Origin of the sequence: Mesorhizobium sp. L48C026A00 (assembly GCF_000502375.1) — a bacterium.
GTDB lineage: Bacteria > Pseudomonadota > Alphaproteobacteria > Rhizobiales > Rhizobiaceae > Mesorhizobium > Mesorhizobium muleiense.
Genome location: NZ_AYWU01000009.1, coordinates 90088 through 113520, shown reverse-complemented (window position 1 = coordinate 113520; position 23433 = coordinate 90088). Strand labels below are relative to the sequence as shown.

At 59.4% G+C, this 23433-nt stretch carries 19 protein-coding genes and 2 pseudogenes; 13 read left to right on the top strand and 8 right to left on the bottom strand.

The window, feature by feature from the left end; all coding sequences use genetic code 11:
• The first annotated feature begins 4 nt into the window (after nt 1-4).
• The 3 genes and pseudogenes from X738_RS59605 to X738_RS59595 form a co-directional block, all read left to right on the top strand.
• Nucleotides 5-1009 (top strand): glycosyltransferase family 2 protein, encoded by a 1005-nt coding sequence (locus X738_RS59605; RefSeq protein WP_031255093.1) that lies wholly within the window; start codon nt 5-7, stop codon nt 1007-1009.
• An 88-nt stretch (nt 1010-1097) separates the two neighbouring features.
• Nucleotides 1098-2000 (top strand): DUF707 domain-containing protein, encoded by a 903-nt coding sequence (locus tag X738_RS80885; RefSeq protein ID WP_023799597.1) that lies wholly within the window; start codon nt 1098-1100, stop codon nt 1998-2000.
• A 439-nt stretch (nt 2001-2439) separates the two neighbouring features.
• Nucleotides 2440-2715, top strand: a pseudogene (locus tag X738_RS59595) (transposase); the annotation flags it as partial.
• 26 nt (nt 2716-2741) lie between these two features.
• On the opposite strand, the gene X738_RS59590 reads toward X738_RS59595, so the two are convergent.
• The 4 genes from X738_RS59590 to X738_RS86065 form a co-directional block, all read right to left on the bottom strand.
• Nucleotides 2742-4187 carry a lipopolysaccharide biosynthesis protein gene (locus X738_RS59590; protein ID WP_023799594.1) on the bottom strand — a complete coding sequence of 482 codons (1446 nt, stop codon included), beginning with the start codon at nt 4185-4187 and terminating at the stop codon, nt 2742-2744.
• Nucleotides 4188-4940: 753 nt separating this feature from the next.
• Nucleotides 4941-6164: a class I SAM-dependent methyltransferase gene (locus tag X738_RS59585; RefSeq protein WP_023799593.1), complete on the bottom strand. Its 1224-nt coding sequence runs from the start codon at nt 6162-6164 to the stop codon at nt 4941-4943.
• Complete coding sequence (locus X738_RS59580) at nt 6161-7414, bottom strand: class I SAM-dependent methyltransferase (RefSeq protein ID WP_023799592.1); 1254 nt, start codon at nt 7412-7414, stop codon at nt 6161-6163. Before X738_RS59580 ends, X738_RS59585 begins: the two co-directional genes overlap by 4 nt.
• 21 nt (nt 7415-7435) lie before the next feature.
• Nucleotides 7436-7693: a hypothetical protein gene (locus tag X738_RS86065; RefSeq protein WP_023799591.1), complete on the bottom strand. Its 258-nt coding sequence runs from the start codon at nt 7691-7693 to the stop codon at nt 7436-7438.
• Nucleotides 7694-7775: 82 nt separating this feature from the next.
• Here X738_RS86065 and X738_RS89065 point away from each other — a divergent pair.
• Both X738_RS89065 and X738_RS59565 read left to right on the top strand, forming a co-directional pair.
• Nucleotides 7776-8524, top strand: a pseudogene (locus tag X738_RS89065) (PIG-L deacetylase family protein).
• 1 nt (nt 8525) lies between these two features.
• Entirely contained in the window at nt 8526-10808 is a 2283-nt protein-coding gene (locus tag X738_RS59565) for an FG-GAP repeat domain-containing protein (protein ID WP_245277677.1), read from the top strand.
• Nucleotides 10809-11017: 209 nt separating this feature from the next.
• Here the strand turns inward: X738_RS59565 and X738_RS59560 are convergent, their stop codons facing one another.
• Nucleotides 11018-12358, bottom strand: coding sequence for a nucleotide sugar dehydrogenase (locus tag X738_RS59560; protein WP_023799586.1), 1341 nt, complete (start codon nt 12356-12358; stop codon nt 11018-11020).
• Nucleotides 12359-12681: 323 nt separating this feature from the next.
• Between X738_RS59560 and X738_RS59555 the strand changes: the two genes are divergently transcribed.
• Together X738_RS59555 and X738_RS59550 are read left to right on the top strand one after the other, a co-directional pair.
• On the top strand, nt 12682-13644 hold the full coding sequence (locus X738_RS59555; protein WP_023799585.1) for an NAD-dependent epimerase/dehydratase family protein: 963 nt from the start codon (nt 12682-12684) through the stop codon (nt 13642-13644).
• 24 nt (nt 13645-13668) lie between these two features.
• On the top strand, nt 13669-15030 hold the full coding sequence (locus X738_RS59550) for a glycosyltransferase family 4 protein (RefSeq protein WP_023799584.1): 1362 nt from the start codon (nt 13669-13671) through the stop codon (nt 15028-15030).
• 514 nt (nt 15031-15544) lie between these two features.
• On the opposite strand, the gene X738_RS59545 is transcribed toward X738_RS59550, so the two are convergent.
• Together X738_RS59545 and rfbF are read right to left on the bottom strand one after the other, a co-directional pair.
• Nucleotides 15545-16588 carry an NAD-dependent epimerase/dehydratase family protein gene (locus X738_RS59545; protein ID WP_023799583.1) on the bottom strand — a complete coding sequence of 348 codons (1044 nt, stop codon included), beginning with the start codon at nt 16586-16588 and terminating at the stop codon, nt 15545-15547.
• A complete protein-coding gene (gene rfbF, locus X738_RS59540) occupies nt 16524-17363 on the bottom strand; it encodes a glucose-1-phosphate cytidylyltransferase (protein ID WP_023799582.1) in 840 nt (279 codons plus the stop codon). The genes X738_RS59545 and rfbF overlap by 65 nt, the downstream gene beginning before the upstream one ends.
• A gap of 89 nt (nt 17364-17452) precedes the next feature.
• Here rfbF and X738_RS59535 point away from each other — a divergent pair, with 89 nt between their 5' ends.
• From X738_RS59535 to X738_RS59520, 6 genes are all read left to right on the top strand, one after another.
• Nucleotides 17453-18277 (top strand): PIG-L deacetylase family protein, encoded by an 825-nt coding sequence (locus tag X738_RS59535; protein ID WP_023799581.1) that lies wholly within the window; start codon nt 17453-17455, stop codon nt 18275-18277.
• A gap of 123 nt (nt 18278-18400) precedes the next feature.
• Complete coding sequence (locus tag X738_RS87065) at nt 18401-18613, top strand: hypothetical protein (protein WP_023799580.1); 213 nt, start codon at nt 18401-18403, stop codon at nt 18611-18613.
• A gap of 289 nt (nt 18614-18902) precedes the next feature.
• The gene (locus X738_RS87060) at nt 18903-19052 is read left to right on the top strand and encodes an FG-GAP repeat protein (RefSeq protein WP_245277676.1); all 150 of its coding nucleotides are present in this window, start codon (nt 18903-18905) and stop codon (nt 19050-19052) included.
• Nucleotides 19053-19154: 102 nt separating this feature from the next.
• On the top strand, nt 19155-19367 hold the full coding sequence (locus X738_RS87055; RefSeq protein ID WP_023799578.1) for an FG-GAP repeat domain-containing protein: 213 nt from the start codon (nt 19155-19157) through the stop codon (nt 19365-19367).
• A 258-nt stretch (nt 19368-19625) separates the two neighbouring features.
• Nucleotides 19626-20363 carry an FkbM family methyltransferase gene (locus tag X738_RS59525; protein ID WP_245277675.1) on the top strand — a complete coding sequence of 246 codons (738 nt, stop codon included), beginning with the start codon at nt 19626-19628 and terminating at the stop codon, nt 20361-20363.
• A gap of 157 nt (nt 20364-20520) precedes the next feature.
• Complete coding sequence (locus X738_RS59520) at nt 20521-22605, top strand: oxidoreductase (RefSeq protein WP_245277674.1); 2085 nt, start codon at nt 20521-20523, stop codon at nt 22603-22605.
• Here X738_RS59520 and X738_RS87050 read toward each other — a convergent pair.
• Nucleotides 22589-23092 carry a glycosyltransferase family 4 protein gene (locus X738_RS87050; protein ID WP_245277673.1) on the bottom strand — a complete coding sequence of 168 codons (504 nt, stop codon included), beginning with the start codon at nt 23090-23092 and terminating at the stop codon, nt 22589-22591. The genes X738_RS59520 and X738_RS87050 overlap by 17 nt on opposite strands.
• Between the last annotated feature and the right edge of the window lie 341 nt (nt 23093-23433).

Genomic DNA, 23433 nt, shown 5'->3' with positions numbered 1-23433 from the left:
CGAAATGGAACATCCTAAGTCACCGCAAGTGTCCCTTGGTATGCCGGTCTACAACGGCGAGAATTTCGTCTCCGAGGCGATCCGGTCGATCCTCGAGCAGGACTTCGATGATTTCGAGCTGATTATAGCTGACAATGCATCAACCGACCGTACGGCTGAAATCTGTCTCGACTTCGCCGCTGACGACCAACGAATCCGCTATGTCCGGAATGAAAGGAATTTGGGCGCGTCGGGTAACTACAATCTGACTTTCGAGCTGGCGCGGGGAGAGTTCTTCAAGTGGTGCGCGCATGACGATTTCATAAGTCCCAATTTCGTCAGGCTTGGTGTGAAAGCACTGGTCGCGGATCCGGAAGCGGTTGTTGCTTATGGCAAGCTCGAATATGTGGACGCAAACAGCAACGTCATTCCTAGGCCTGCCAGCGGCGAGCCGAATGTTTCCGTGTATGCCACGACGTTCCCCGACATGACAGGGATAACACCCGGCCGCCGGTTTCGAATGCTAGTAGCGGCGGGCGGGTCGGATAATGCGATGTTTGGCATCATGCGCCGTGCGGCCCTGGCGAAAACGTCGCTTCACCGAAAATACTATATGTCTGACCGCGCTCTTCTGGTTGAATTAGCGGTGCTGGGCACATTAGTCGACGTTCCAGGGATGACGCTCTACAACCGGGACCATGCCGGGCGCTCGACGAAACTTGCGGACAAGATGACGCGCAGCAAGTGGACCAATCCCGGCGTCAAGAACCACCGGTGCTTCGAACATCTGAGCCTGCTATCTCATCAACTGGAAATCGCCTGGAAAGGCAGAAGTGTCGCGCCGCTGCATACGACATTGCCTTATCTCACGGTGTGGGCGCTGCATCCACTCCGGGTTGGTTGCTATGCGCTGGAACTAGTCGGCGCCGTCTCGCCAAACCTGCGCCAATCGATTGGGAGGTCGATCCGGCGTCTAGGAGGGCTATTTGGGGAATCTCCCAGCGTTCGCCTTCAGAAGTCCGATAACTGACTGATCGACCGTGCGACGCGCTAAACCAAACGGCTCAGAGGGTTCGCCTGGATCGGGACTGCCGGCCGGCACCGGCAGGAAGAACCTTGTGATCGTACGGGCAGGGCGTGGATCGCTGCATGCCGGCTGGGCGCAACGAACCGGCGAGGCAGAGTTCGATCTTCTCGTCGCTGCCTACCAGGCAGGTGCACCCGGCGGGGCGGAGGGGTTCAACATATTTCTTCCGGGCCGGAAGATAGCGGGCTATCATTCCCTGTTCGAGGACTATCCGGAAATTCTGACACAGTATGAATACATAGCGCTGATCGACGATGATATAGAGACGACGGCGCATGAGTTGAACCGTCTGTTTGGGATTGGACGTCAGTACAATCTCGATCTGTTTCAGCCCGCATTGGCGTGGGACAGCCATTTCTCCTATGCCGCGACGCTGACCAACAGGAAGCACTACGTTCTTCGGTACACGAATACCGTGGAAATGATGTGTCCGGTGTTCAGCGCGAAATATCTTGCCGCGGCCCGGAGCCTATTCGGGCTTGGCTACGAGACTGGCATTGATTTGCTGTGGACCCGTCTGACCGATTCACCATGGCTGCGGTACGCCATAGTTGACGATGTTGTTGTAAGACACACGCGGCCGGTCGGGACAACAAAGTCGCTTCAAGGTTTCGCCGCCAACGAGCCTTATGACGTGCAGGTTGATGCTGTGCTGAAGAGATTCGGCGCTGCGTTTCACGGGTTCGTAACCTATGCAGCGGTGGACAGGCGCGGCCAACTCATCCGGTCTCGCTTTCTGATCGGCCTTAACTCCCTGTCCCTTTGGCGGGCGCTGTTCAGAACACCACTTAATTGGACACAGTTTATGCGTCGGTCGACCGACTATACGCGACATTGCTGGCTGAGGCCGGTCAACCTGCAACGGATCGACGTCGATGGAGTAGTAAAGTCAGTCCGTCAGCCGCAAAGGGTGGGTCGCCGGCTCATGCAATGATGATATCCGGCGCGAGACCAAGCTTATTCGCCGCCTGGGCAACTCCGTCCCGATAAAGCGGGTTCCACGATGATCGACCGAAGGGTCTGCCGCGCTGGCTCTCCCGCCCAACCACAGGCGTGCCTGTACCTGGAGCAAAGCGCCCTTGCTTGTGTCCGCGCGCCCTCGGGAACGACGTTGACGAAAGTGATACCCTTTGATCCCGCACCCCAGACAAGGTAATGGGCAATCGCGCCACCAGGGCGACTTTGTCGCGATAGGTTTGGTCGAAGCGGCGGACCAACGTATCAATCCTTCCAGGTCTTGAAAGACCAAGCGGGCTTCCCGGTTTGGGGAGGCTTGCCTCGATGAAGAGGTACTGGTCACGGTCGCGTCCCCACAGGTGGTGTAGCTCGGCGGTAGCGAAGCCGCTCGCGAGCGCGCCCTCGATAGCGCTGTAGTGAGCGAGCGGCTTTGCGGTGGTCATCAACAGAACCTGCGCGCGCTCGTGGAGAAGACTCCGGATTCCGATCTCTTGCGCGAGATGCTTGGCTTTGCCGCCGAGCGGCTGATGAAGCTGGAAGTTGGGGCCGGTACCGGCGCCGGCTGTGGCGAGAAGAACCCGTTGCGCACGGCCCAGCGCAACGGCTATCGCGAGCGCGACTGGTAGACGCGCGCCGGCACCGTCGAACTGCGCATCCCCAAGCTCAGGAAGGGCTCCTATTTCCCCGGGTTCTTCTACAGGTCGAGCCCGACACCAAACTAGCCGCGAAGCCTGAGGAACAAGTCTCGCGCATTGAACAGGTCAGAGCGCACCAGCACGAAGACAGCCGTACAATAGACAGCGGCTCCAAGGCCAATTGCGCTAATAAGAAGCGTCTCCTGCGCGGCGTGCTCCGGCGCGCTGCTTAGCCACGCGCTGACGGCGCCGAACATCAGGAGGGCGGCGAGAGCCAGTCGTGGGAAGATCTCAAGGGGTCTCAGCACGTCGATACGCGCGATGCGCTGAGCGTAGAAGAGGAAGATTGGTAGGAGGACCAGGCCGCAGGCTACGAGCGCCACCATCGTCATCTCAAGGCTGATCTGCGCAGTGACGGACAACAGCATGGTTGCGACAACAGAGTAGGCTATATTCAACTTCAGGATCAACCTGGAGTGACCCATTGCAAGGATCGTAAACGCGCAGAGGCTGTCAATCGTGCGTTGCAGGCCCAGCAGCATGAGAATCTGGACAGCGACGACTCCGCTGGCCCATTGCGGGCCGAAGATAAAGGGAACAGCGATCGGTGCGATCGCGGCAAATCCGATGAATGCAGGAAACCCCGCTATCCCGGCGATGCGGACGGTCGTGTTGAAGAAACGGTCGATCTTTTCGGGCTGATCTTGAATCCGTGCCACGGTGGGCATAGTGACAGCCATCAGCGGACTGAGGAATACTTGCACCAGAAGGTCGAGCGGACGACGGGCGAGAGCATAGACTCCGACCGCGTGGGGGCCGAGGAACGTGCCGAGTAGGACCTTTGGAATTTCCTCATTCAAAAAACTCCAAAAAGTCTGGACGATAAGCGGGCCGCCAAATCCTAATAGGTCACGAACCTTTGCATAGGAGAAGGTCAGACGGGGCCGCCAAGAACTGCCAACGAGAAGGACAGCGGTTTCCACAGCCGCTTTTGCAAGGTGCATCCAAATCATGCTCCATACGCCGAAACCGGCTATTACCAAGACGATGCCGAGTGTGCCGCCGACGACGGTGCCGGCAAGTGTACGCAACGCGAACAAGCGGAACTCGAGTTGGCGCTTCAACACAGCCGCAGGTACCGACGAGAGGGCCTGAATTACGACGACCACGCTGCTCCAGCGGATGAGATCTTCGAGAATGGGCTGTCCGAACGCTGCAGCAATCAAACCGGCAGACATCCAGATGAGCCCGCTAATCACCGCGCCGCTCGCGGCGAGAAGCCAGAAGGCCGAGTCAAAGTGTAAGGACTCAATTTTAGGGTGCTGAATGAGTGCCTCCGGTATTCCGGTCGTGACCGGAATAGCAAGAACGACGGGTACAACCATGGAGAGGGCGGCGAGGCCGAATGCTTCAGGTCCGAGGTGCCTGGCCAATACGACAAAAACGGCAAACATGGCTGCTTGCCGCCCCCATGTTTCTACTGCTGTCCAAGCTGCGCCGCTGACAATCTTCGCGCCGATCGATGTCATCGCATGTCTCTTTGCCCATTGGAGGACGGAACTGCGACTTTCGATCGCGCAGTCAAGGCTTCCCGTCTTCGTCTCACGGCTGCGCCGCTAGCGATCTGGCCTGGTCTACGTGAATAAAAAGGAGAGCCGTAGATCTCTCTCCGGCTATCGTTTATCGAGCTGGAATCTCGCGAACGCAGAGTCGGCGCGGGACACAGATGGCGGTTCGCATGCTTGCTCGTCATTCTATTCTACCACCCACAAGCACGCATGGCTGAGGATGCTGTGGTTAGCGAGGAAGGGTGGCTGCATCCAGTTCTTATTGGTCATAGGCAGCTCCTCTGGAAATCCTCTTTGTAGCGCAATCAAATTAGGCGGTGTTAAGGCTGATATCCTGACGTGATCGCTGCGGGCGCGTTGCCGGGATTCGAATTCGTTCGAGTGCATCTTGCCAAACCTTACGCCGGAGCGTGGGAACGTAAACGTCGCCAAACGACGTATGTCTTACGCACTCGGGGCCAGTTTGGTGCAGCACGATTGCCGATGGACCATCCCGCGTCCCACACGCCCATTCGCGCAGGCGATCAAGAAGCGGGAGCTACCCCTTCCGTGCCGGCTGATATTCAAGGGCAAACGAGGTGCCCGCGGCAATCAAGGTGAGCGCCTCTCTGCCAGATTGTCGGGCTAAACGAGGCGAGAAAGTCCGATGACCCCTTGGTGGGAGTATCCCCTACCAATCCTGCGCTTTCGTGCCGCTGCGGTTGAATTGAACTTTCATGCTACCGCAATCTCCGGTGTGAAGCCGAGCTCCGCTACGAGACTGGTGATCTCCTCGCGGTAGAGCGGGTTCATGACGATGATCGTTTCGACTGGCTGGCCGCGCAACTCCTCCGGAGCAAGGACCGGAGTGGCGGTTCCTGGGGCAAAGCGACCTTGCTTGTGCGGATTCACGTCGATGATCGCGCGGATCCGATCGGCGCCTGGCACCACGTTGACGAATGTAATGCCCTTCGATCCCCCTCCCCAGACGACGGTCTGCTGGGGATTGCGCCTCGCGATGTAACCACCCAATCGCTCGATCTTGTCGCGATAGGCGCGCTCGAAATCGCGGACGAGCATTTCGATCTCGCGGCTGTCAACGGAAGTAGCGTTCTTGGGGGCAGCCGGCCGCGCCTCAATGTAAAGATACTGGTCGCCGAAAGACGTCCCTGCATCCAGCACTCGAAAGCCAGCCGTCTCGAACGCCGCGTTCAGCGAAGCGGGCGTGAAATAGGAGGCGTGCTCATAAATGATGTCCCAGATTCCCATATCTCGGAGCGTGTAAAGGACATTCGGGACTTCAAAGAAGAACACCGTCTCCGGTCCGATGCCCGGATGGGCGCGAAGGGCGCGCAGGAATTTCACCGGCTCGGCGATATGTTCGAGAACCTGGCGGCATACCACCAGGTCAGGACGCAGATCCGCGTAGGAATCGCCGAACCAGTCATTGATAAATCGTACGCCAGGGACCGGCTCCCCCCGATTGTCCTCGAAGCTCTTGTCGAAACCGATTCCCTGCGCACCGCTGATCAAGCTTAGCCGCTTCAGGAAATCCCCCTTGCCGCATCCAATATCGACGATCGTCTTTCCCGAGAGCGCGTAGGTCCTGCTCAGGCGCTCGGCCAGCGTTTCAACAAACGCCACGAAACGGGGGGAGAAATGAAGCGAATTCTCGTAGCTTTGCGTATAACCGATGCGATTTTCCTCGAATGAGGCGTTGAAGACGTGCGTGCAGCCGAGGCAGAAGGTAGTCGCAAATCTGCCGGTCTGTGCCGCGCGCGCCGATGCCGGGTCCGCACAAAGTGCGTTGCAGAGCAGGGGCAACCCTTCGAATAGCACCGAATTGAGCAGATTTCGCTGACCGCAGACCAAGCAATCGGTTCGAATGGAACCCGTCGACTGCGTCGGTCCATCGGCTTTCAGGCAAGCCATTTGCGCGCGGTCCGCCTGTTTTGTCATATGATTCTCGGCGTTGGCACGGGGAGGATGAATTTTCCGCCGCGTGCACGATACTCGGCCTGTTGATCGAGAATTTCGTCTACGAAATTCCAAGCAAGGAGAAGGACGTAGTCGGGTTGCACCTCGAGAAGCGCTTCAGTCGAGCGGATCGGCAGGCGCTGTCCGGGCATGTATTTGCTGTGTTTATAGACGTTGCGATCCACGACGAAGTCAACGAGGTCGCGCCCGATGCCGACGGTGTTGATCAGCGTTGCTCCCTTGGCTGCCGCTCCATAGGCGGCAATCGTGGCACCCTGCGACTTTAACCGGCGCAAGAGCGTGGAAAGGTCGCGCTTCAGCGCGTCGACCTTGGTGGAGAAATCGCGGAAATAGCCGATCGCATCGATCCCGCGCGAGGCTTCATGGGCAAGCTGTTCCTTTACTGTCGCCCCCACGTTCTCGCGCGGTTCCACATAAAGGCGCAGTGAACCGCCGTGGATTGAAAGGTGCTTGACCTCATTGAGGTAAAGCCCGTGACGGCGAAAGAGCTTATCCAGTGCAGTGACTGAAAAATAGCAAAGATGCTCGTGATAGATCGTGTCGAACTCACAATGTTCGATCAAAGGTTCGACATAGGGTGCCTCGATAACCGCCACACCGTCATCCTTGAGAAGTCGGGCAATTCCTGCCACAAATCCGTTGGTGTCGGCCACGTGGGCGAGCACGTTATTGGCATGGATAATGTCCGCGCGCATGCCTTGCGCGCGCAGCGTTTCCGCGAGATCGCGGGTGAAGAATGCACAGCGCGTGGGCACGCCGACCCTCTCGGCAGCGGCGGCAGGTCCGTCGGCCGGATCAATTCCGAGCACCCGAATTCCCGCCTCGACGTAGTTCTTCAGCAGATAACCATCATTGCTCGCCAATTCGATGACAAGGCTCTCCGGCCCAAGACCGCGGCGGTTGATCAGATCAAGCGCATTCGCACGCGAATGCTTTAAGAGGGCAGGGGAGAAAGAAGAATAATATGGGTAGGAATCCGCAAAAAGAATTATCGGATTCACCGTCTCGGTGATCTGGACGAGGCTGCAGTCTTTGCAGAACGCGACGCGCAGCGGAAAAATGGGCTCTGGTTCGCCGATGTCGCTGCTGGTGAGAAGGCGATCGGCCAATGGCGTTTTACCGAACTCGAGAAACGTCTCAATGCCACTTCCACCGCAAGATCGGCAGGCCTGCTCGGTCACCGAATTCGCATCTAGGCACATCATGTCCATATCGTCCCCCTTTAGCCCGGCTCAGTCTGCTTTGGCCAGAACGGGAGCGCGACCAGGTGCTCGTCCAGTTCGCATTCGCGGATCAGCTTTTTTCGCGTGGGCGATGCGCCTGAAGCGCTCCCCCTCGAACTCTTCAAGCAAGAGACCAATAGTGCCTAATGCCTCGTAGCGCTGCGCGACGCCGCGCCGGGCCGTCCATTGCGGCTTGAACGCGTGCAGGCTCTCTGTTTCCTCGGCCAGCCGTGTCTCAAATCCTCCCGCGAGGATACCCACTTTCATAAAGTCTTCCCCCAACAAACACAGGTTAACGCCCGTGAGTTGTTACCATGGGCGATCGGCGTTCAACAACGCGAGCGAACGGATGATGGAAGCGCACCAACGTGGACCTTTAGGCGGACCTTCAGCACCATGCTTGATAGTAAATTGCGACTGCGACCTAAGCCGTTTGAAGTAGGCGACTGGTCAGCGCCGGCGGTCATTGTTGCGCCACATCCGGATGATGAGATGCTGGGTTGCGGTGGCGTTGCGGCCAAAAAGATTGCCTCGGGTGCCAAGGTCCGTTTGGTTTTTGTCACCGACGGCGCCGCGTCGCGACCTTAGGCATCCTGAAACCTTGCGGACGACACGCGAAGCCGGAGCCATGGAAGCAGTTCATCGTCTGGGCGCTTCATCCGAAAGTGTTACATTCTTACGCCTTCCAGGCGGGGCGGCCAATCATCACGTTCATGAGATAACACTACGGTCGTGTCGATGCTCAAGTCATGGCGGCCGCAGAGCGTTTTCGTGAACTATGCAAAGGATCCGACTTCCGATCATGTCGCCGTCAATGCAACAGTTCGCGCGGCGCTTCGTGCTTAGGGTCGCCCTGTTACGGTATTCGAGTATCCAGTCTGGATTGATACCATCGCGTCGTCCACGCTCAATAGCCCCGCCTATCCTGACGATGTGATCGGCGTAATGCGGGAAGCGCTGGCGGCGCATGCGTCTCAGATGCAGCGCCTGGAGAACCAAGATGAATGGCGGACGCTGTCGGACTTGTCGGGGGGAGATTTCGTCGGGCGGTTGCTGGCCGACTACGAAATGTTCACACGCTGCGAAATCAACATTTAGCATGTTCGGCCGCCTGATCGCCGTCCTGATGATCGGGTACACCCTCGCAAGTTGCGAGGCCGCTCGGGGACAGGGACCTCCCGAAGAAATTCTACAGTCGGGTCTTGTTTTTGAACGCAAAGAGATTGCCCCCTACTCAGGAGACGTAAAGCTTGTTGGCGATATAGACGGCGACAGTCGACTAGATTTCGTTCTTGGCGGCTTCCCCGAGGATGCGATGTCTTGGTGGCGGTGGCCCGATCTGGTTCACACCGTAATCGCGAGGCCCCACGTCGAGTTCACCACCGACGGAGTGCTTGCCGACATCGATGGGGACAGTGATCCCGACATCGTCACGGCCGATGGGCCCGATGCTGTCAATCTCGTCTGGTTCGAGAACCCGCGGCCGAATGGCAACCCGACCCACGGTCCCAGCTGGAAGCGTCGGGAAATTGGTGCAGTCGGCAGCTGGGGCAAAGACATCAAGGCGGCTGATTTCGACGGGGACGGCCTCGTTGATATCGTCGTACGGGCGCCTGGCGAAGTGATGATTTTCTTCCAAGAAAGCCCCAACTCCTGGACCCGCGTGGGCTTGTTCTTCTTCAATCTTGGCGAAGAGGGAACGGCAATCGGTGATATTGACGGCGATGCTGATGTCGATCTCGTCTTGCACGGAGTATGGGCGTCGAATCCAGGCGCTGCGGCAGCACGCGATCCAGCACTATGGCGCAGCTACGAGCTTGGTCCGTTCAATCCTGCATTCAAGGCGCTCGTCACCGACCTTGACCAGGACGGCCGCGCCGACATTCTGACTTCAAGTTCCGAGCACACTGACGACGTCGCCTGGTTCCAGCCCCTCGCCGGACCGACGGGCCGCTGGATCCGCCATGTCATTCAGCCTTCTGTCGCGGGCGCCCATACGCTGCAGGCCGCCGACATGGACGGAGACGGGGACAACGATGTCGTTGTCGGGCAGATGCATACGACCGAGGAGCGCAAGCTCGCGATCCATTACAATGTCGACGGGCGAGGAACGCGCTGGGCCCGTCAAGTGATCGACGATGTGGGTCTCCACAACGGCGTCGTCGCCGATGTCGACAGGGATGGCGATTTTGACATCTATGGGGCGAACTGGGTGGGCAACCCGCCTGTCAGAATGTGGATCAACCGGCTCGATCCGCCTGCATCGGTCCGCCTCGACCGCTGGACCTATCATAGCATCACGAACGGGCACGTCCGCTCCTTTGGGATCGCTTTTTCCGCCATGGATGGTGATGATCTCACGGACGTCATCTCGGGTCCGTTCTGGTACCGTCAACCGTCCGGAGCCTGGAACACAGAATGGGAACGGACCCCGCTTGCCGAGGGTGTGGACGCGGTCGCAGCCCTGGATCTCGATGGTGACGGGCGCGGGGAGGTCATAGCACAGCGCGGCGGAGGCAGGGCGCTGCACCTGGTGTGGCTCCATGCCGAGGACATTGAAGCGCACCGCTTTGAAGAGCACGAGATCGGAGAGGTTCCCGCCGCCAGTCATGAGCTCGGCTCTCAGGGCCATGCGCTAGCCCAGGTCGTAAAAGGTGGGAAGCCGGAGCTGGCGGTATCGAGTGGCGGTGGGGTTTTCTACTTCAAGATTCCTGACGATCCAACAGTCGAGCCATGGCCGCGCACCCGCATCTGCGCCGAAGCGTCTGATGAAGGGATCGCATTCGCCGATATCGATGGCGACGGTCTACTTGACCTTGTCGCCACGACCGGCGATGCAAAGACGGCCGCATGGTGGCGCAATCCAGGTGACGGCTCGCCAGACTGGGAGCTTCGGCATGTTGGAACAGTTCCTGAAATGGTCTATCCCGACCGCGTCGCGGCCGCCGATCTTGATGGCGATGGACGTGCGGACATCGTCGTGACCGAGGAAAATGGCAAAGCCGACAGCGCTAAGGCGTATTGGTGGCACAACCCCGGCGACAGCTCCTCCGACTGGGAGCAACACGAAATCACCTCGCGCGGTTCCCTTAATAGCCTTTCAGTGTCCGATATGACTGGGGACGGCAGGCCGGATCTTATCATGGGCGAGCATCGCGGCGCACTTCGCGTCTCGAGCTGGCATAATCTGGGTGGGGGGCGGTTCATCGAACAGCTGGTCGGCGAAGGGATGGAAAGCCATCTGGGAGCAAGGACGGTCGACCTCGACGGTGACGGGGATCTCGACATTGTGTCGATCGCATGGGACGCATTCGAAGCGATCCATGTCTGGCGGAACGACGCGGTCGGCAAGGATGCTGATGGCGATCAAAAGGCCCGCTGACGGGGAGGGGCGAGCATCGGCCGGCGCCGCAAACCGTAGCGACCTCGGCCGGCTCCACTTGTTTAGTTTACACGCCTGCGTGGGCGCTCATGCCTCGACGCTCAAGTCCGGGAAAATGCGCTGCGCTGAATGAATTCAACCGCTCGACCTGTTAAACCATTCGACGTTGTCGCTGGCAGTTGACCAAGCCAGTGCGCAAGTCGGGCCGCTCATGCCTTTACGACGTTATCGGTGCGTGACTGACTGCGCGCACAAGCATTTCTGGTATCGAGCACCAGCTTTGCGTGCTTGGTGATGTTCTGCCAATCAATCGCATCATGATCTGTCGAGATGACAACGGCATCATACGATGCCAAACTGCTAGCGCAGATATCCACAGAGGGGCGACCTGCCAGGGTGGCGTACTCTCTTGTTCCGGGTATCTCCGGTACGTAGGGGTCGTGGTAATCAACGACTGCCCCGCGTCGCTCCATGATGTCGATCAGCTTCAACGATGGGCTTTCTCGTGTGTCACCCACGTTTTTCTTGTAGGACATCCCGATCACCAGGATCCGCGAACCGCTCAGGCCGCGGCCGGCTCGCCGGTCCAGGGCCTCCACAAGGCGGTCAACCACATAATGCGGCATGTTCGTGTTGATTTCACCGGCAAGCTCAATGAAGCGTGTTGTTACTTCGTACTCTCTTGCCTTCCAGGTCAGGTAGAATGGGTCGATCGGGATGCAGTGCCCGCCGAGGCCGGGGCCTGGATAAAACGCCATATATCCGAACGGCTTGGTCTTGGCGGCTTCGATCACCTCCCAGACGTCGATGCCCATCCTGTCAAAAATCACCTTCAACTCATTGACCAACGCAATGTTCACAGAGCGAAATATGTTCTCGGTCAGCTTCACAGCCTCTGCCGTTGCGGCGGAGGCCACGGGAACGGTTTGCACGATGATCTGATCATACAGTTCCTTGGCAACCTGCAGGGACGATGGGTCGTCGGCGCCTATCACCTTTGCAACTGTGGCGGTGGTGTGTACGTCGTTGCCTGGGTCCACCCGTTCGGGCGAATAGGCGAGAAAAAAGTCCTTTCCCAGAGAAAGGTTCGTCGCCTCGAGCAGCGGCTGAACGACCTCTCGCGTCGTTCCTGGCCAGGTCGTCGACTCCAGAACGACAAGTTGACCAGGGCGCAGCCGCTCCGCGATCGCACGTGCGCTGTTTTCGACGAACGACAGGTTCGGCTCCCGGTTTCTGGTAAGCGGCGTTGGCACCGCTATCAAGATCGCGTCGGGTTCGCTTAGGTCGGCGAAATCGCTGGTGGCGCGAAACCGCTTGCTGTCGACAGCCACTTTGATGGCAGCACCAGGCAAATGATCTATGCCTGTTTCTCCGCGGTTAAGAAGTGCAACCCGAGACGCGTCGATGTCGAACCCGATGACTTTGAACCCCGCGTCCAGCGAGATCATGGCGAGCGGCAGGCCAACGTAGCCGAGGCCCATGATGCCAATGGTGTAGTCCCGCGTTCGGATGCGGTTAACCAGTTCCTGAAGGTCTGGAGCAGTCTGCATGAGATGCTGGCAACTTTCTTCAATGTCGACAATAAAGGATCGCCTCAATTACCGCGGGGAAGCAGTTCACAGCAATCAGCAAAATGTATGCGCTTAGCCAGCCCCAGAGCCGAAAATAGCATGGATTGCGCCATCGGGAGAACAGCCGAAATGCTTACCCCAAGCCACGTTGTCAAATAAACCTGGCGCTGCCACATTCAGCTTTCAAGCGACGTCCTAAAGGATCTGGGAGCCACCTTCGCTCGCGAGGTCGAAGACGCCGCGTTTCGCGCAGGGACGCACACTGCGTCAGTCGATTAAACTGTTCGGTTGAGGTGGGGAATATGATGCAATCGATCCTGGTAACTGGTGGAGCGGGCAATATCGGCAGCGCCCTCACTCGCGCGTTGGTCAAGCTACCTCAGACCCAAGTGGTCGTCGCTGACAACCTGTCGACCGGAAGTCGAGACAAGGTACAAATAGACGCGGGCAATCTGACCGTGGTAAAGGCGGATGTGAACGACTTCGATGACATCTCATCGTTGTTCTACCGCTTCCATTTCACCCACGTCTTCCACTTCGCAGCCGTCGTCGGTGTGCAGCGGACCTTGGCAAATCCTCTGCTCGTGCTGCGCGACATCACCGGTATCGAGAACGTGTTGAGGCTATGCAAGAACACCGGCGCCGAGCGTGTCTACTTCGCTTCGTCATCGGAAGTATATGGCGAGCCTTTCGAGATTCCGCAAAACGAGAGCACCACGCCGCTTAACTCACGTCTGCCGTATGCAGTGGTGAAGAATCTTGGAGAGGTCTATCTGCGCACTTTTCAGCGTGAGTTTGGACTCCCCTTTACCATTTTTCGCTTCTTCAACACCTACGGACCACGTCAGAGCGAGGATTTCGTTCTGCCGCGATTTGTGCGTGCCGCCCAGCGCGGCGAGCCCCTGACGATTTACGGGGACGGTTCGCAGACCCGCACCTTCTGCTACGTCGACGACACGGTTGACGCTTGCGTCGCGGTTCATCGAACGCGCGCGCACGAGAACGAGGTGATCAACGTGGGCAGCGACGTGGAAATGAGCATTCTACAGCTGGCCGAGTTTGTCATCGAAGTGCTGGGCTCGTCATCGAAGTTGGAATTCCGGCCGCCCCTTGCGGAAGGCGACATGACGCGCCGCTGTCCTGACACGAACAAGATGAAGGCTATACTGAACCGTCCCCTGGTGCCGCTCGAAGAGGGCATTCGCCGCCTCGCCGACCATCTCTCCCGACCGGAAGACCGCCCGGCACTTAGAAGAGTCGCCTGAACGAGCTGACGGTGGGGGAGTGACATGAAGCTCGTATACGTCGGTCAGCCGTGCGATAGACTTTTTCCGCCTGTTCAAAACTCAATCGGGCTGATCGTCTATAACACGGCGCTGCGGCTCGGCGAAGGCCTGCAGATAACGCTCTATGGCAAGCATTATCGAGACGACACGGTGCCCGCGGACCTGCCGTTCGCGGTGCGGCGGGCTGCGGTGCTACGTGATCACGCGCTGCAGCGGGTCATCAACGAGTTTCCGCGTCTGGCGCGCTGGTTGCGGTTGGATCGGAAGGCCGATGACCACTCGCAATATCGTAACAAGATTCGTCGCTACCTCGCCGTAGATCAACCAGATATTGTCCATGTGATGAATTACTGGACATGGTGCCGGGAGCTGAAGGCAGCCAGCTCATCTCATCGGCTCGTGCTTGAGATGCAGTGTGAGTGGCTATCACAGCGTGACCGCGATCAGGTGGCCCGCCAGCTCACGGTAGTGGATGCGGTGGTCGCCGTCAGCGATCACATCGCAAGGACCTTTCTTTCTGCATTCCCGGACTATCCTGGCGTCGTTGCCACCGTCGGTAATGGCGTGGACGTTTCTTACTTTCGGCCGAGCGAGCAGCGGGCTTCCGCATCCACCAGAACCCGACGTGTCATCCTGTTCGTTGGGCGGGTATCGCCAGAGAAGGGGCTTCACACACTGATCGAGGCCTTCAGTGAGGTTGCGGCCAAGTTCGCGGACGTGGAACTTCGGATCGCAGGGCCGCAATGGCCGCTTTCGGTGGACTTCCTGACCAGCCTCTCGTCGGATCCGCGGGTTACCGCGTTGAACCGTTTCTACGATCGCTGGGGCAATTGCAAATATCAGGAACACTTAGAGGAACTCATCGAGTGCCACGGGTTACGTGATCGAATTAGCTTCCTGGGCAACGTGCCCCACAAGGATCTCGTAGCGACGTACCATGAGGCCGACATTGTGGTGAATCCGTCACTCAGCGAGAGCTTCGGAATATCGGTCGTGGAGGGCATGGCCTGCGGGATACCGGTGGTGGGAACGCGCGTGGGCGGGATGTGTGAATCCATTCTAACTGGCATCACCGGGATGCTGGTCGAAGTCGACGCTCCTGGCGAGCTCGCGCAGGCATTGATCACGGTGCTGGAGGATACGGTCCGGGCAAGTGAAATGGGAAGCGAAGGGCGCAAGCGTGCCGTCGAGTTGTATTCGTGGGAGGCGCGCGCAGAACGGCTCAAGTTAGTCTATCAGAAACTGCGGCCCAGGCACGCAGGCCCATGTTTCGACAAAGATCGTGAGCCATTAGCGGTGGGCGCTCGCCAAGTGCCTCGCAGCATGCGGGCCGATGAGATGAGCATGCGGCGACCCTCGGTGTAGCGCTCAACCCGGTATCGGTTTACGGCCACCCCGGGTCGGATTGAAATGGGCCCGTCAGGCCCGCTGCTCTCTTCCCTAACGGGCGTCAGGTGCACCCAGCCCAAAGAGCGGAGAGAGGCCGATTGAACCTGGCAGTAACGCTCCGCAACCTGTTCTACAATTCGCAACGCCTTGCTGGTGGCGAGGCGGTGGCCTCAGGATCGTAACGCGAGGCGGCGGCCAGATTTTGCGCGGCGTATCCAGAAAGCCGGCGTATGTGCTGGTCGGAGTTCGAGCCCTGACGGCGCGCGGGTCCCGGGAAGAGCCGGGTGCGGGAAAGCCGCACGCCCGGATCTGTGAGGGCGAAAGCCGAATGGCTGAGCTACTCGACCACGACCACACTGAGCGGAAAGACAGGTGGCGTCGTGCCGCGCTTCAGGAAAGTGTCGATGTGACTTCCGCCGCAGGAGCGGCAAACCTTCTCGGTTGCAGAGGCTGCACCAGCAATGATGGCATGGCTCCCGGCTGTGTTTGTTCAAACCGCTACCGCTAATTGCGGCGTGCGGCGCAGATCGGTGTCCAGTTCGCCATCCTGGATCAGCTTCTGCACATGGGCGATGCGCTTGAACCGCTCGCCCTCGAAATCTGCAAGTGCAAGGCCTGCTGTGCGAAATGTGTGATAGAGCTGTTCGATACCGCGCCGCGCCGTCCATTGCGGCTTAAACCCGTGCAGGCGGCGACCAATATAGGTGCAGTCGACGCGATAGCACCGTTTGTCTGGCCCGGCGTCGGGCGCGAACTTCACCCGGCTGTCGGGAACGATCGTTTGAACCAACTCTGCGATCTCCCGAATCTGATAGTTTTCCGTGGTCAAGCCGACATTGAATGCCTCGTTGTGGACCAGCTCTCGCTCGGCTTCGAGCACGGCGATATAGGCCAGCGCAATGTCCTCTACATGGACGATCGGACGCCATGGCGAGCCGTCGCTCTTGAGATAGACCAGGCCGGTCGTGTAGGCCCAGGCGGTCAGGTTGTTGACCACGAGATCGAAGCGGATGCGAGGCGACAGGCCGTAGGCAGTGGAAGCACGCAGGAAAGTCGGGCTGAACGATTGATCCGCCATCGGCGCGACCGCTCGCTCGACATTCGCCTTCGAGGCGCCGTAAGGCGTAACCGGGTTGAAGGGAGCATCTTCAGTTAGAAAGCTGTCGCCGGCCGCGCCGTAATTGCTGCAAGAGGAGGCATACAGGAACCGCTGGACACCGGCGGCCTTGGCGAGCTGCGCGAGCCTGACCGAAGCGCCGCAGTTGATTTCCTCGGTAAGCTGGGGTCGGTAGTCCCCCAACGGATCGTTCGACAGTCCGGCGAGATGGATGATCGCGTCGAAGCCGGCGACGTCGTCGATTTCGATGTCGCGGATGTCTTTCTCGATCGTCGGCACTTCGGCCAACGTCCCTACGAAAGTGCATGACCGGAAGATGTCGCTGTCCAGACCCGTGACGTGATGGCCGCGTTCAAGCAGCATCGGAGTCAGGACGGAACCGATGTAGCCGAGGTGGCCTGTAACCAGAACTTTCATCGATCAATTCCCATGTTTTCCAGGGCGCTTGCCCGCTGTCCCATAATTTCTGAAGGAGATGCTTTTCGCGAATGGTATCCATGCACTGCCAGAAGGATTCGTGGCGATATGCCATCAGTTGGCCGTCGGCCGCGAGCCGCTGCATTGGCGCGTGTTCGAACATGACATCGTCGCCGTCGATATAGTCCTTTATGCCCGGCTCGAGGACGAAGAAGGCGCCATTGATCCAACCCTCCGAGGCCTGTGGCTTTTCCGTGAAGTCGACAACGCGATGGCCGTCGAATTCGATGTGCCCGTAGCGTGCTGGCGGACGCACCGCCGTCATCGTTGCAAGCTTGCCATGCGATTTGTGGAAGGCGATCAGTTTATCAAGGTTGACGTCCGAAACCCCATCGCCCCAGGTGAGCATGAAAGTCTCGTCGCCCATCCAGTCGATCAGGCGTTTTATGCGGCCGCCCGTCAGTGTATTCAGTCCCGTCTCGACAAGATCGACGGACCAGTCAGGCAGCGAGTTCGAGTGGCGCTTGACGCTTCCCGATGCGGCATTGACAGTCAAGCTGCCATCGAATGCGACATAGTCGCTGAACCAGCGTTTGATGTATTCGCCCTTGTATCCCAGCGCGACGGCGAACTCGCGGTGTCCATAGGCATAATAATGCATCATGATATGCCAAAGGATCGGCTTAGCTCCGATTTCGACCATTGGTTTCGGCCGGATCTCGGTTTCTTCCGCCAGCCGCGTTCCCAGTCCGCCAGCAAGAATTCCTACCTTCATTGTTTTCTCACCCCAATCGCCTACAGTGTTTTGCTACCATGCGCAGGTCGGGTTGAACCACACCGAAGAAGGGATGATCGGAACCATCGATGCATGACGTCAGACATACGATTGGCGCTATGCTCGATAGAGCGATGCATAAGCGGTCTCATCCATTCGAGGTAGCAGACTGGCAGGCGTCGGCGGTCATCATCGCACCCCATCCCGATGATGAGACGTTGGGATGTGGAGGGGTCGCCAGCAAGAAGTTCAGTTCGGGCGCCGATGTCCGGTTTATTTTCGTTACCGACGGTTCGGCATCCCATCCAAATCGGATTGACAGGGAGGCGCTGCGGATCGCCCGCGAGGGCGAAGCGATCGAGGCGGTTTGCCGGTTGGGCGGATCTGCTGATCGGGTGAGATTTTTGCGAGTTCCCGACGGCATGGCTAAGCATCATGTCGGCAAGATCGTAGAGGCGATCGCTGAGTTGCTTTTCGTTTGGCAACCGCAGAGCGTGTTCGTCACCCATGCAAAAGAGCCGCCCGCGGACCATGTTGCCGCCAATCTCGGCGCGCGAGGCGCGCTGCAACTGTATGGCCGGCGCGTGACCGTTTTCGAATATCCAGTCTGGTACTGGTATCAGTGGCCGTGGGTTCGCCTGCACGATCGAGTGCTTGGATTCAATCGCGCCGCATTGCGGCAAACGGTCCGGACCCTTGCCGGCTTGCGCGGCGTTAAAATGTTCAACTCCCACGCTTTTATCGGCGACGTGATAGATGTAAAACGTCACGCGCTGGCAGCTCACCGGTCCCAGATGGAGCGGCCGGCAGGACTCGACGACTGGCCTATCCTGGCGGATGTAGGTGGGGGCGATTTGCTGAATCGGCTGCTGAGCGAGCACGAGATGTTCACGCGATACGAGCTTAATGTGTGAACGTAGGCGGCCTGAAGCGTCTCGGGAGGAAGTCGGCGGGGTGGCCATGACCTCTTCGGGGTTCGACCCAAGGCTGCGGTGCGGGTTCGATCCCTTTGCGACTTTACTTGCGGCCCATTTTGGATGCGCCGCCGTTCCATCCAAGACAGAGCCTCGGGTCCGTTCTGGTATCGCCGGCCGGCCGATCTCTGGCAAGGTGAATGGGAACAGATCCGGCTCGGCGAGGGAGTGGATGCGATCGCGGCAATCGATGTTGACGACGACGGACGCGCGGACGTGATCGCCCCGCGCGGCGGGGGCGAGACACTGAACCTGGCGTGGCTTCAGGCGCAGTAGGCGTCAGCGCGGGGCTTTGAGGAACATGCGATCGGCGAGGTTCCCGCCGCCAGCCACGATCTCGGGGCTCAGGGCCATGCACCGTCGCAGATCGTTGAAGGCGGCCGGCCGAGCTTGAGGTCGCAAGCGGTATCGGAGTGTTCTACTTTCCCATCCCCGACGACACGGCGGCGGGGCCGCTAATCCGCATTTGCCCTGAGGCCCCTGACGAGGGGATCGCGTTCGCCTATATCGACGGCGACATCCTGCTTGACCTTGCGGCCACTACCGGCAACGCAAAGGAGATCGCATGGTGGGGCAATCCGGGGGATGGCTCTGCCGACTGGCAGCGCCGCGAGTCGCCAATGTTCCCAACATGGTCTATCCGGACCGCGTGGCGGTTGCCGATCTGGACGGCGACGGACGAACCGACATCATCGTGAGTGAGGAAAACGGGTAGGCCGACCATGCGAAGGCCTATTGGTGGCGCAATCCCGGCGACATCAGGCCAAACTGGGAGCCGCAGGAGATCACCTCGCGCGGCTCGCTCAACAGTCTTTCGGTGGCGGATATCAATGACGATGGCCGGCCGGACCTCGACATGGGCGAGCACCGCGGCGCCCTGCGCCTCTCGCTCTGGCGCAATCTGGGCGGCGGGCGGTTCATCGAGCAGTTGGTCGGGGAGGGTGTCGAGAGCCATCTCAGCGCCCGTCCGGTCGATCTCGACGCCGACGGTGATCGTGAGATCGTTTCGAAGGGGTGGGATGCTCTCTAGGCCATCCATGTCTTGCGAGACGATGACACCGTTCCATCGGACCGAGAGGCCGGGCAGGCAGGTACCCCCAAGATGAGATATGGATGCCACAATCGGAGTAGCGATCAGCCGGAGGAAGTAGGAGGCGGCCACCCGTTGTCGGGCTCGATCCCGGGCGCGCAATCTGTCACCTTCGCGGCGAGCGGCACGGGCTGGCCCCGTCCCGAGGCGTCGCAAAATGGGGAAGAGCGCGTGACATTGACGGCAAAGGTCCTCGGCGTGTTCGGCGACGCACGTGTCATAGCCAAGGGCGAGGCCGCCGGTCTCAAGCTCGTGGCGAAGAGCGCCGACCCGAACTTTGTTCGCGGCGCCTACGAGCCGCCCATCCAACAGGCGATCGCGGCAAACCTGGCGCCTGGGGACGCCTTTTTCGACATCGGCGCGAATATCGGTTTCTTCAGCCTCATCGCCGCGCGCCGCGTCGGGCCGCGCGGTCAAGTCTATGCGTTCGAACCCGTTCCCCGCAACGCCGCAGCTGTCGCAGAGAGTGCACGGCTCAACGGGTTCGACACGATACGGGTGTTCGCCGAAGCTGCGGGCGCCACATCCGGCCGTGGCCAGCTTCTGCTCGCCCATCACATCGGCGGCGCCGCGCTTGCCTCGGCGGGAGCACCGCCGGACATCAGCGGCCGCCTGGAAGTCAGCATAGTCGCCATCGACGATGCCATCGCCCAGCGAGGCCTCAGGCCGCCCTCGCTGGTCAAGATCGACGTGGAAGGCGCCGAAATCGACGTCCTGGGCGGTATGATGGAAACGCTGCGTGGGCACCGTCCGAAGGTGATTTATGAGGTCGACGATGCAACGCGCGAGGGACTCGACCGCAAGGCCCGAAAGATCGCGGAATTCCTGACTGCTGCAGGCTACGCATTGAAACAGTTGCCAGCCTCCTATGATAATCGAGAATGGCAGGTAGAACACGTCTTCGCGCAGCCCATGGGCGCTTACGAACTATCTTAGTGGCGCCATGGCTGGAATTTCAGGCAAGGACAGCAAGCGTGATCAAACGGGATAAGCGAGGCGGTCGCGACTTCTGCCCGGGGCAACGACGCGTCGATGCCTTGAAGAATCTCGTACGATTCTCGCGCAGCCCATGATGACGTGAGGAGGGTCTTAGTTGTTGCACCGCCATGGCTGGGCAGAAACTGCTGAAGGGGCTGGGTCCGGCGTTGCCCGGCCGGAGGTTCTTGTCGCAGACAATTTTCAAGATGAACGCGCCCGCGGTGCGGTAATTGGCACCTTGGCAGGAAAGGGAGGTGTCAGGCGAGGTCGCGACATCGAACGTCAGATTGCGATCGATCACGGCGCACTTCGTTTCCAGCCACTCGTCAGGCCAGGCTGGGGCCGGCAAGGGATCTCCTATGGTCCCTTTCAGCGAGAGGCTGGTCTGGTGCTATTGGTCTCGATCACCAACGGCCACAACACATCGCAGGGATCGCCATTGCCTGATGACCTCGCCAGTCGGCTCTACCGTTGGTTGCGAGGACCCGGCATTGACCCATGGCCCGGCCGTCTGCTTGCCCTGATACGTGCACCACGAAAGAGGCTCACCCTTCGCCGTTTTTGGTGGTGGACACTTAGCGCCTCTAGGACCTACCGGGGATCGAACATTGGCGAGAACCTGGCTGTCGGTTGGTTCCCCAGTGAGGCGCCGATTAATCCCGTGGAAGAGGGCTGCGGCTTTGTCGTGCACGCCGCCGAAGGCGAAAACGGCGAGTTGTGGGCTCGTGTAGGAAAGCAATGCCTGAGAGCGTTTCGGCGCCTAAAGAACGTTCATGTCTATTATGTCGTGGCGTTGCGAGAGCAGGGCGCTGTCTATTATGCGGCTGCCGACCAAAAAGCTCATGGGCTTGCCGCTTTTCCGATGATGCGTCCGATCGCGGTCGATCCTTTCAATAAGGACGAAAAGCTGTTTGCGGGTGTTCATCAGTCGGCACTTGGCCAGATCGGGTTTCGGGTCGACACACGCGTCCAAGCGGTTCAAGTCGGGCGGATACCTGAATTTTCGACCCTGTTTGGCACCGCTCACGCTGCCGATGCGCTCGTCGAAGGCTGGCCGGGCCAAATCGCCGCAATCGGGGGGCGGTGGCATTTTTCGCATGACGCTGGCGATAATCTATCCGTCATCGATCCTGGTCGCCCTTCAGGATTGATCCACGGACTGCTGGCAATTGGCGCCGTCTCGGATGTGTGTGGTCTCGTCTGTCGGTTTCGGGACAACGACAATTTCTGGGTGCTGAAACTGTCGACGCTCGGATGGACCTTGGTGCGCAAGCAATCGGGCAAAGAGATTACGATCGCGACCGGTACGGAACACGCTTTGCGCAAGTGTTCTACCCATTCGGTCCAGATTCTTGACTGGAACGGTCAGGTGAGCTGCTTTCTTGACGGGGCTCGCCTTTTCGAAGCGTCTGTCAATGCCGATTCAGTCGAGAACGCTACCGGAGTAGGTATATGGAAAAGCTTCGATAGCGAGCCGCGCTGGCATAATTTCGAGGCTCATCCTTGCGAAGTTCCCATCCCATTGATGGCGCCTCTGGGGGCACCTTGGAACCAACTCGGAGCAACCCTGTCCTACGCCGACGGATTTACCGGTTCTGCCGGCGAACTAGATCGCCGCACGTCGGAGCTTGGCGGCGGGCAATGGGCCAGAACACTGGGCACCGGTGTCATCGACGTCGACGGGCTGGGCAGCGCCCGTGTGCGCGCGAGCGTAGACAGACCGAACCCGGGTCGAACAATTTATTCGCTGCCATGGGACCTACCGGGATTCGCCGATCTCGAGGCCACAATCAAACCTCCTGGGGAGCGCCGAGGACAAGATCAGCGCGGCCGGGCAGGACTGCTTTTCTGGCAAGACAGCGACAACTACGTTTGTGTCACGACTTGGCTCGACGACGTCTACCAGGGTGCATCGATTTCGGTGTTCATCAAGCGGCTCGGCTTTGAGGAACTTTATGACGCAGTTTGGACAAATGTGGCGGACAAGGTCGTTTGGGGAAAACCTTTTCGCATGCGCGTTGCATTCGACGGAAATCGGTTTGCAATCTTGATCGACGACGAACTGGTGATGCAGCGAAGCCTCACCGACATATATCCCGATGACGCCGCCCTTCAAATTTTGCGGGTCGGACTCGCCGTCAACTGGGAGTGGGGAGATGACACGGGCTCGGTGTTCACGTCGTTCAAGGCCCGGCGCTGAGCGAAAGAGCGGATTCGCTTTCCAAGCCGTGAACGGTGGATGACGAAAGCCTTATCGTACAGGTCCCGGGTCGACTGGGCAATTTTTCCCACGAATAGAGCTCCGCGACCCGCTGGGCGCCCGGTCGGCCGATTCCATTGCTTGACTCGGGATCGGCGAGAAGGCGGGGGATCGCGTCCGAAAGTGCGGCCGGATCATTTTTTTCGACGAGCAAGCCGCCACCGGTCGCCTCCACAATCCCCGGCATGCCACCGACACGTGTGGCGACGACAGGCGTCCCGGTCGCAAGTGCCTCCACCAGGCTCATGCCGAAGGATTCGCTAAGTGACGGATTGACGAGCAGCGAGGCCCCGGCACAGCGCTCGATGAACTTTTCATACGGTTCCATCCGGTGAAGGTGACCGTGTGGGCGAGCCGCGGCGGGATCATTTCGCGCAGAGCTATCTCGCAAGAACCCCTGAAAGCGCTTCCCCTTGGATAAACCCAAGACCTCCGGATCGATCCCGGCTCAGGTCGATCAGGAGGTCCAGCGGCAGTGCCGCGGACGGGCCAACGATCTCAAGTCGGGCCTCAGGGTGAGCGGCGACAACTTCCGGCCAGGCCTCGGGAGGGGTATGAACACCCGGAGCGCCTGGCTCTACATGCGGGACGCTCTCCCCCACACACGCGCCGGCGCGCAGGTGAGGAGTTCGATCCGCACGCCATCGATCTCGAGCCGCTTGGGGTTTCCGCGCGGGTGACGCGCGATCACGGTCGTCTCGCAGTCCGCAGGCCAGACGGCGTGACACTTCCTATGTCCAGATGCCGACCGAGTTCTGGTCGGGCGGA

Coding starts and splice junctions, on each gene's coding strand:
- X738_RS59605 (WP_031255093.1), top strand. CDS start 5: ATGGAACATCCTAAGTCACCGCAAGTGTCCCTTGGTATGCCGGTCTAC.
- X738_RS59590 (WP_023799594.1), bottom strand. CDS start 4,187: ATGACATCGATCGGCGCGAAGATTGTCAGCGGCGCAGCTTGGACAGCA.
- X738_RS59585 (WP_023799593.1), bottom strand. CDS start 6,164: ATGACAAAACAGGCGGACCGCGCGCAAATGGCTTGCCTGAAAGCCGAT.
- X738_RS59580 (WP_023799592.1), bottom strand. CDS start 7,414: ATGGACATGATGTGCCTAGATGCGAATTCGGTGACCGAGCAGGCCTGC.
- X738_RS86065 (WP_023799591.1), bottom strand. CDS start 7,693: ATGAAAGTGGGTATCCTCGCGGGAGGATTTGAGACACGGCTGGCCGAG.
- X738_RS59565 (WP_245277677.1), top strand. CDS start 8,526: ATGTTCGGCCGCCTGATCGCCGTCCTGATGATCGGGTACACCCTCGCA.
- X738_RS59560 (WP_023799586.1), bottom strand. CDS start 12,358: ATGCAGACTGCTCCAGACCTTCAGGAACTGGTTAACCGCATCCGAACG.
- X738_RS59555 (WP_023799585.1), top strand. CDS start 12,682: ATGATGCAATCGATCCTGGTAACTGGTGGAGCGGGCAATATCGGCAGC.
- X738_RS59550 (WP_023799584.1), top strand. CDS start 13,669: ATGAAGCTCGTATACGTCGGTCAGCCGTGCGATAGACTTTTTCCGCCT.
- X738_RS59545 (WP_023799583.1), bottom strand. CDS start 16,588: ATGAAAGTTCTGGTTACAGGCCACCTCGGCTACATCGGTTCCGTCCTG.
- rfbF (WP_023799582.1), bottom strand. CDS start 17,363: ATGAAGGTAGGAATTCTTGCTGGCGGACTGGGAACGCGGCTGGCGGAA.
- X738_RS59535 (WP_023799581.1), top strand. CDS start 17,453: ATGCATGACGTCAGACATACGATTGGCGCTATGCTCGATAGAGCGATG.
- X738_RS87065 (WP_023799580.1), top strand. CDS start 18,401: ATGCGCCGCCGTTCCATCCAAGACAGAGCCTCGGGTCCGTTCTGGTAT.
- X738_RS87060 (WP_245277676.1), top strand. CDS start 18,903: ATGGTGGGGCAATCCGGGGGATGGCTCTGCCGACTGGCAGCGCCGCGA.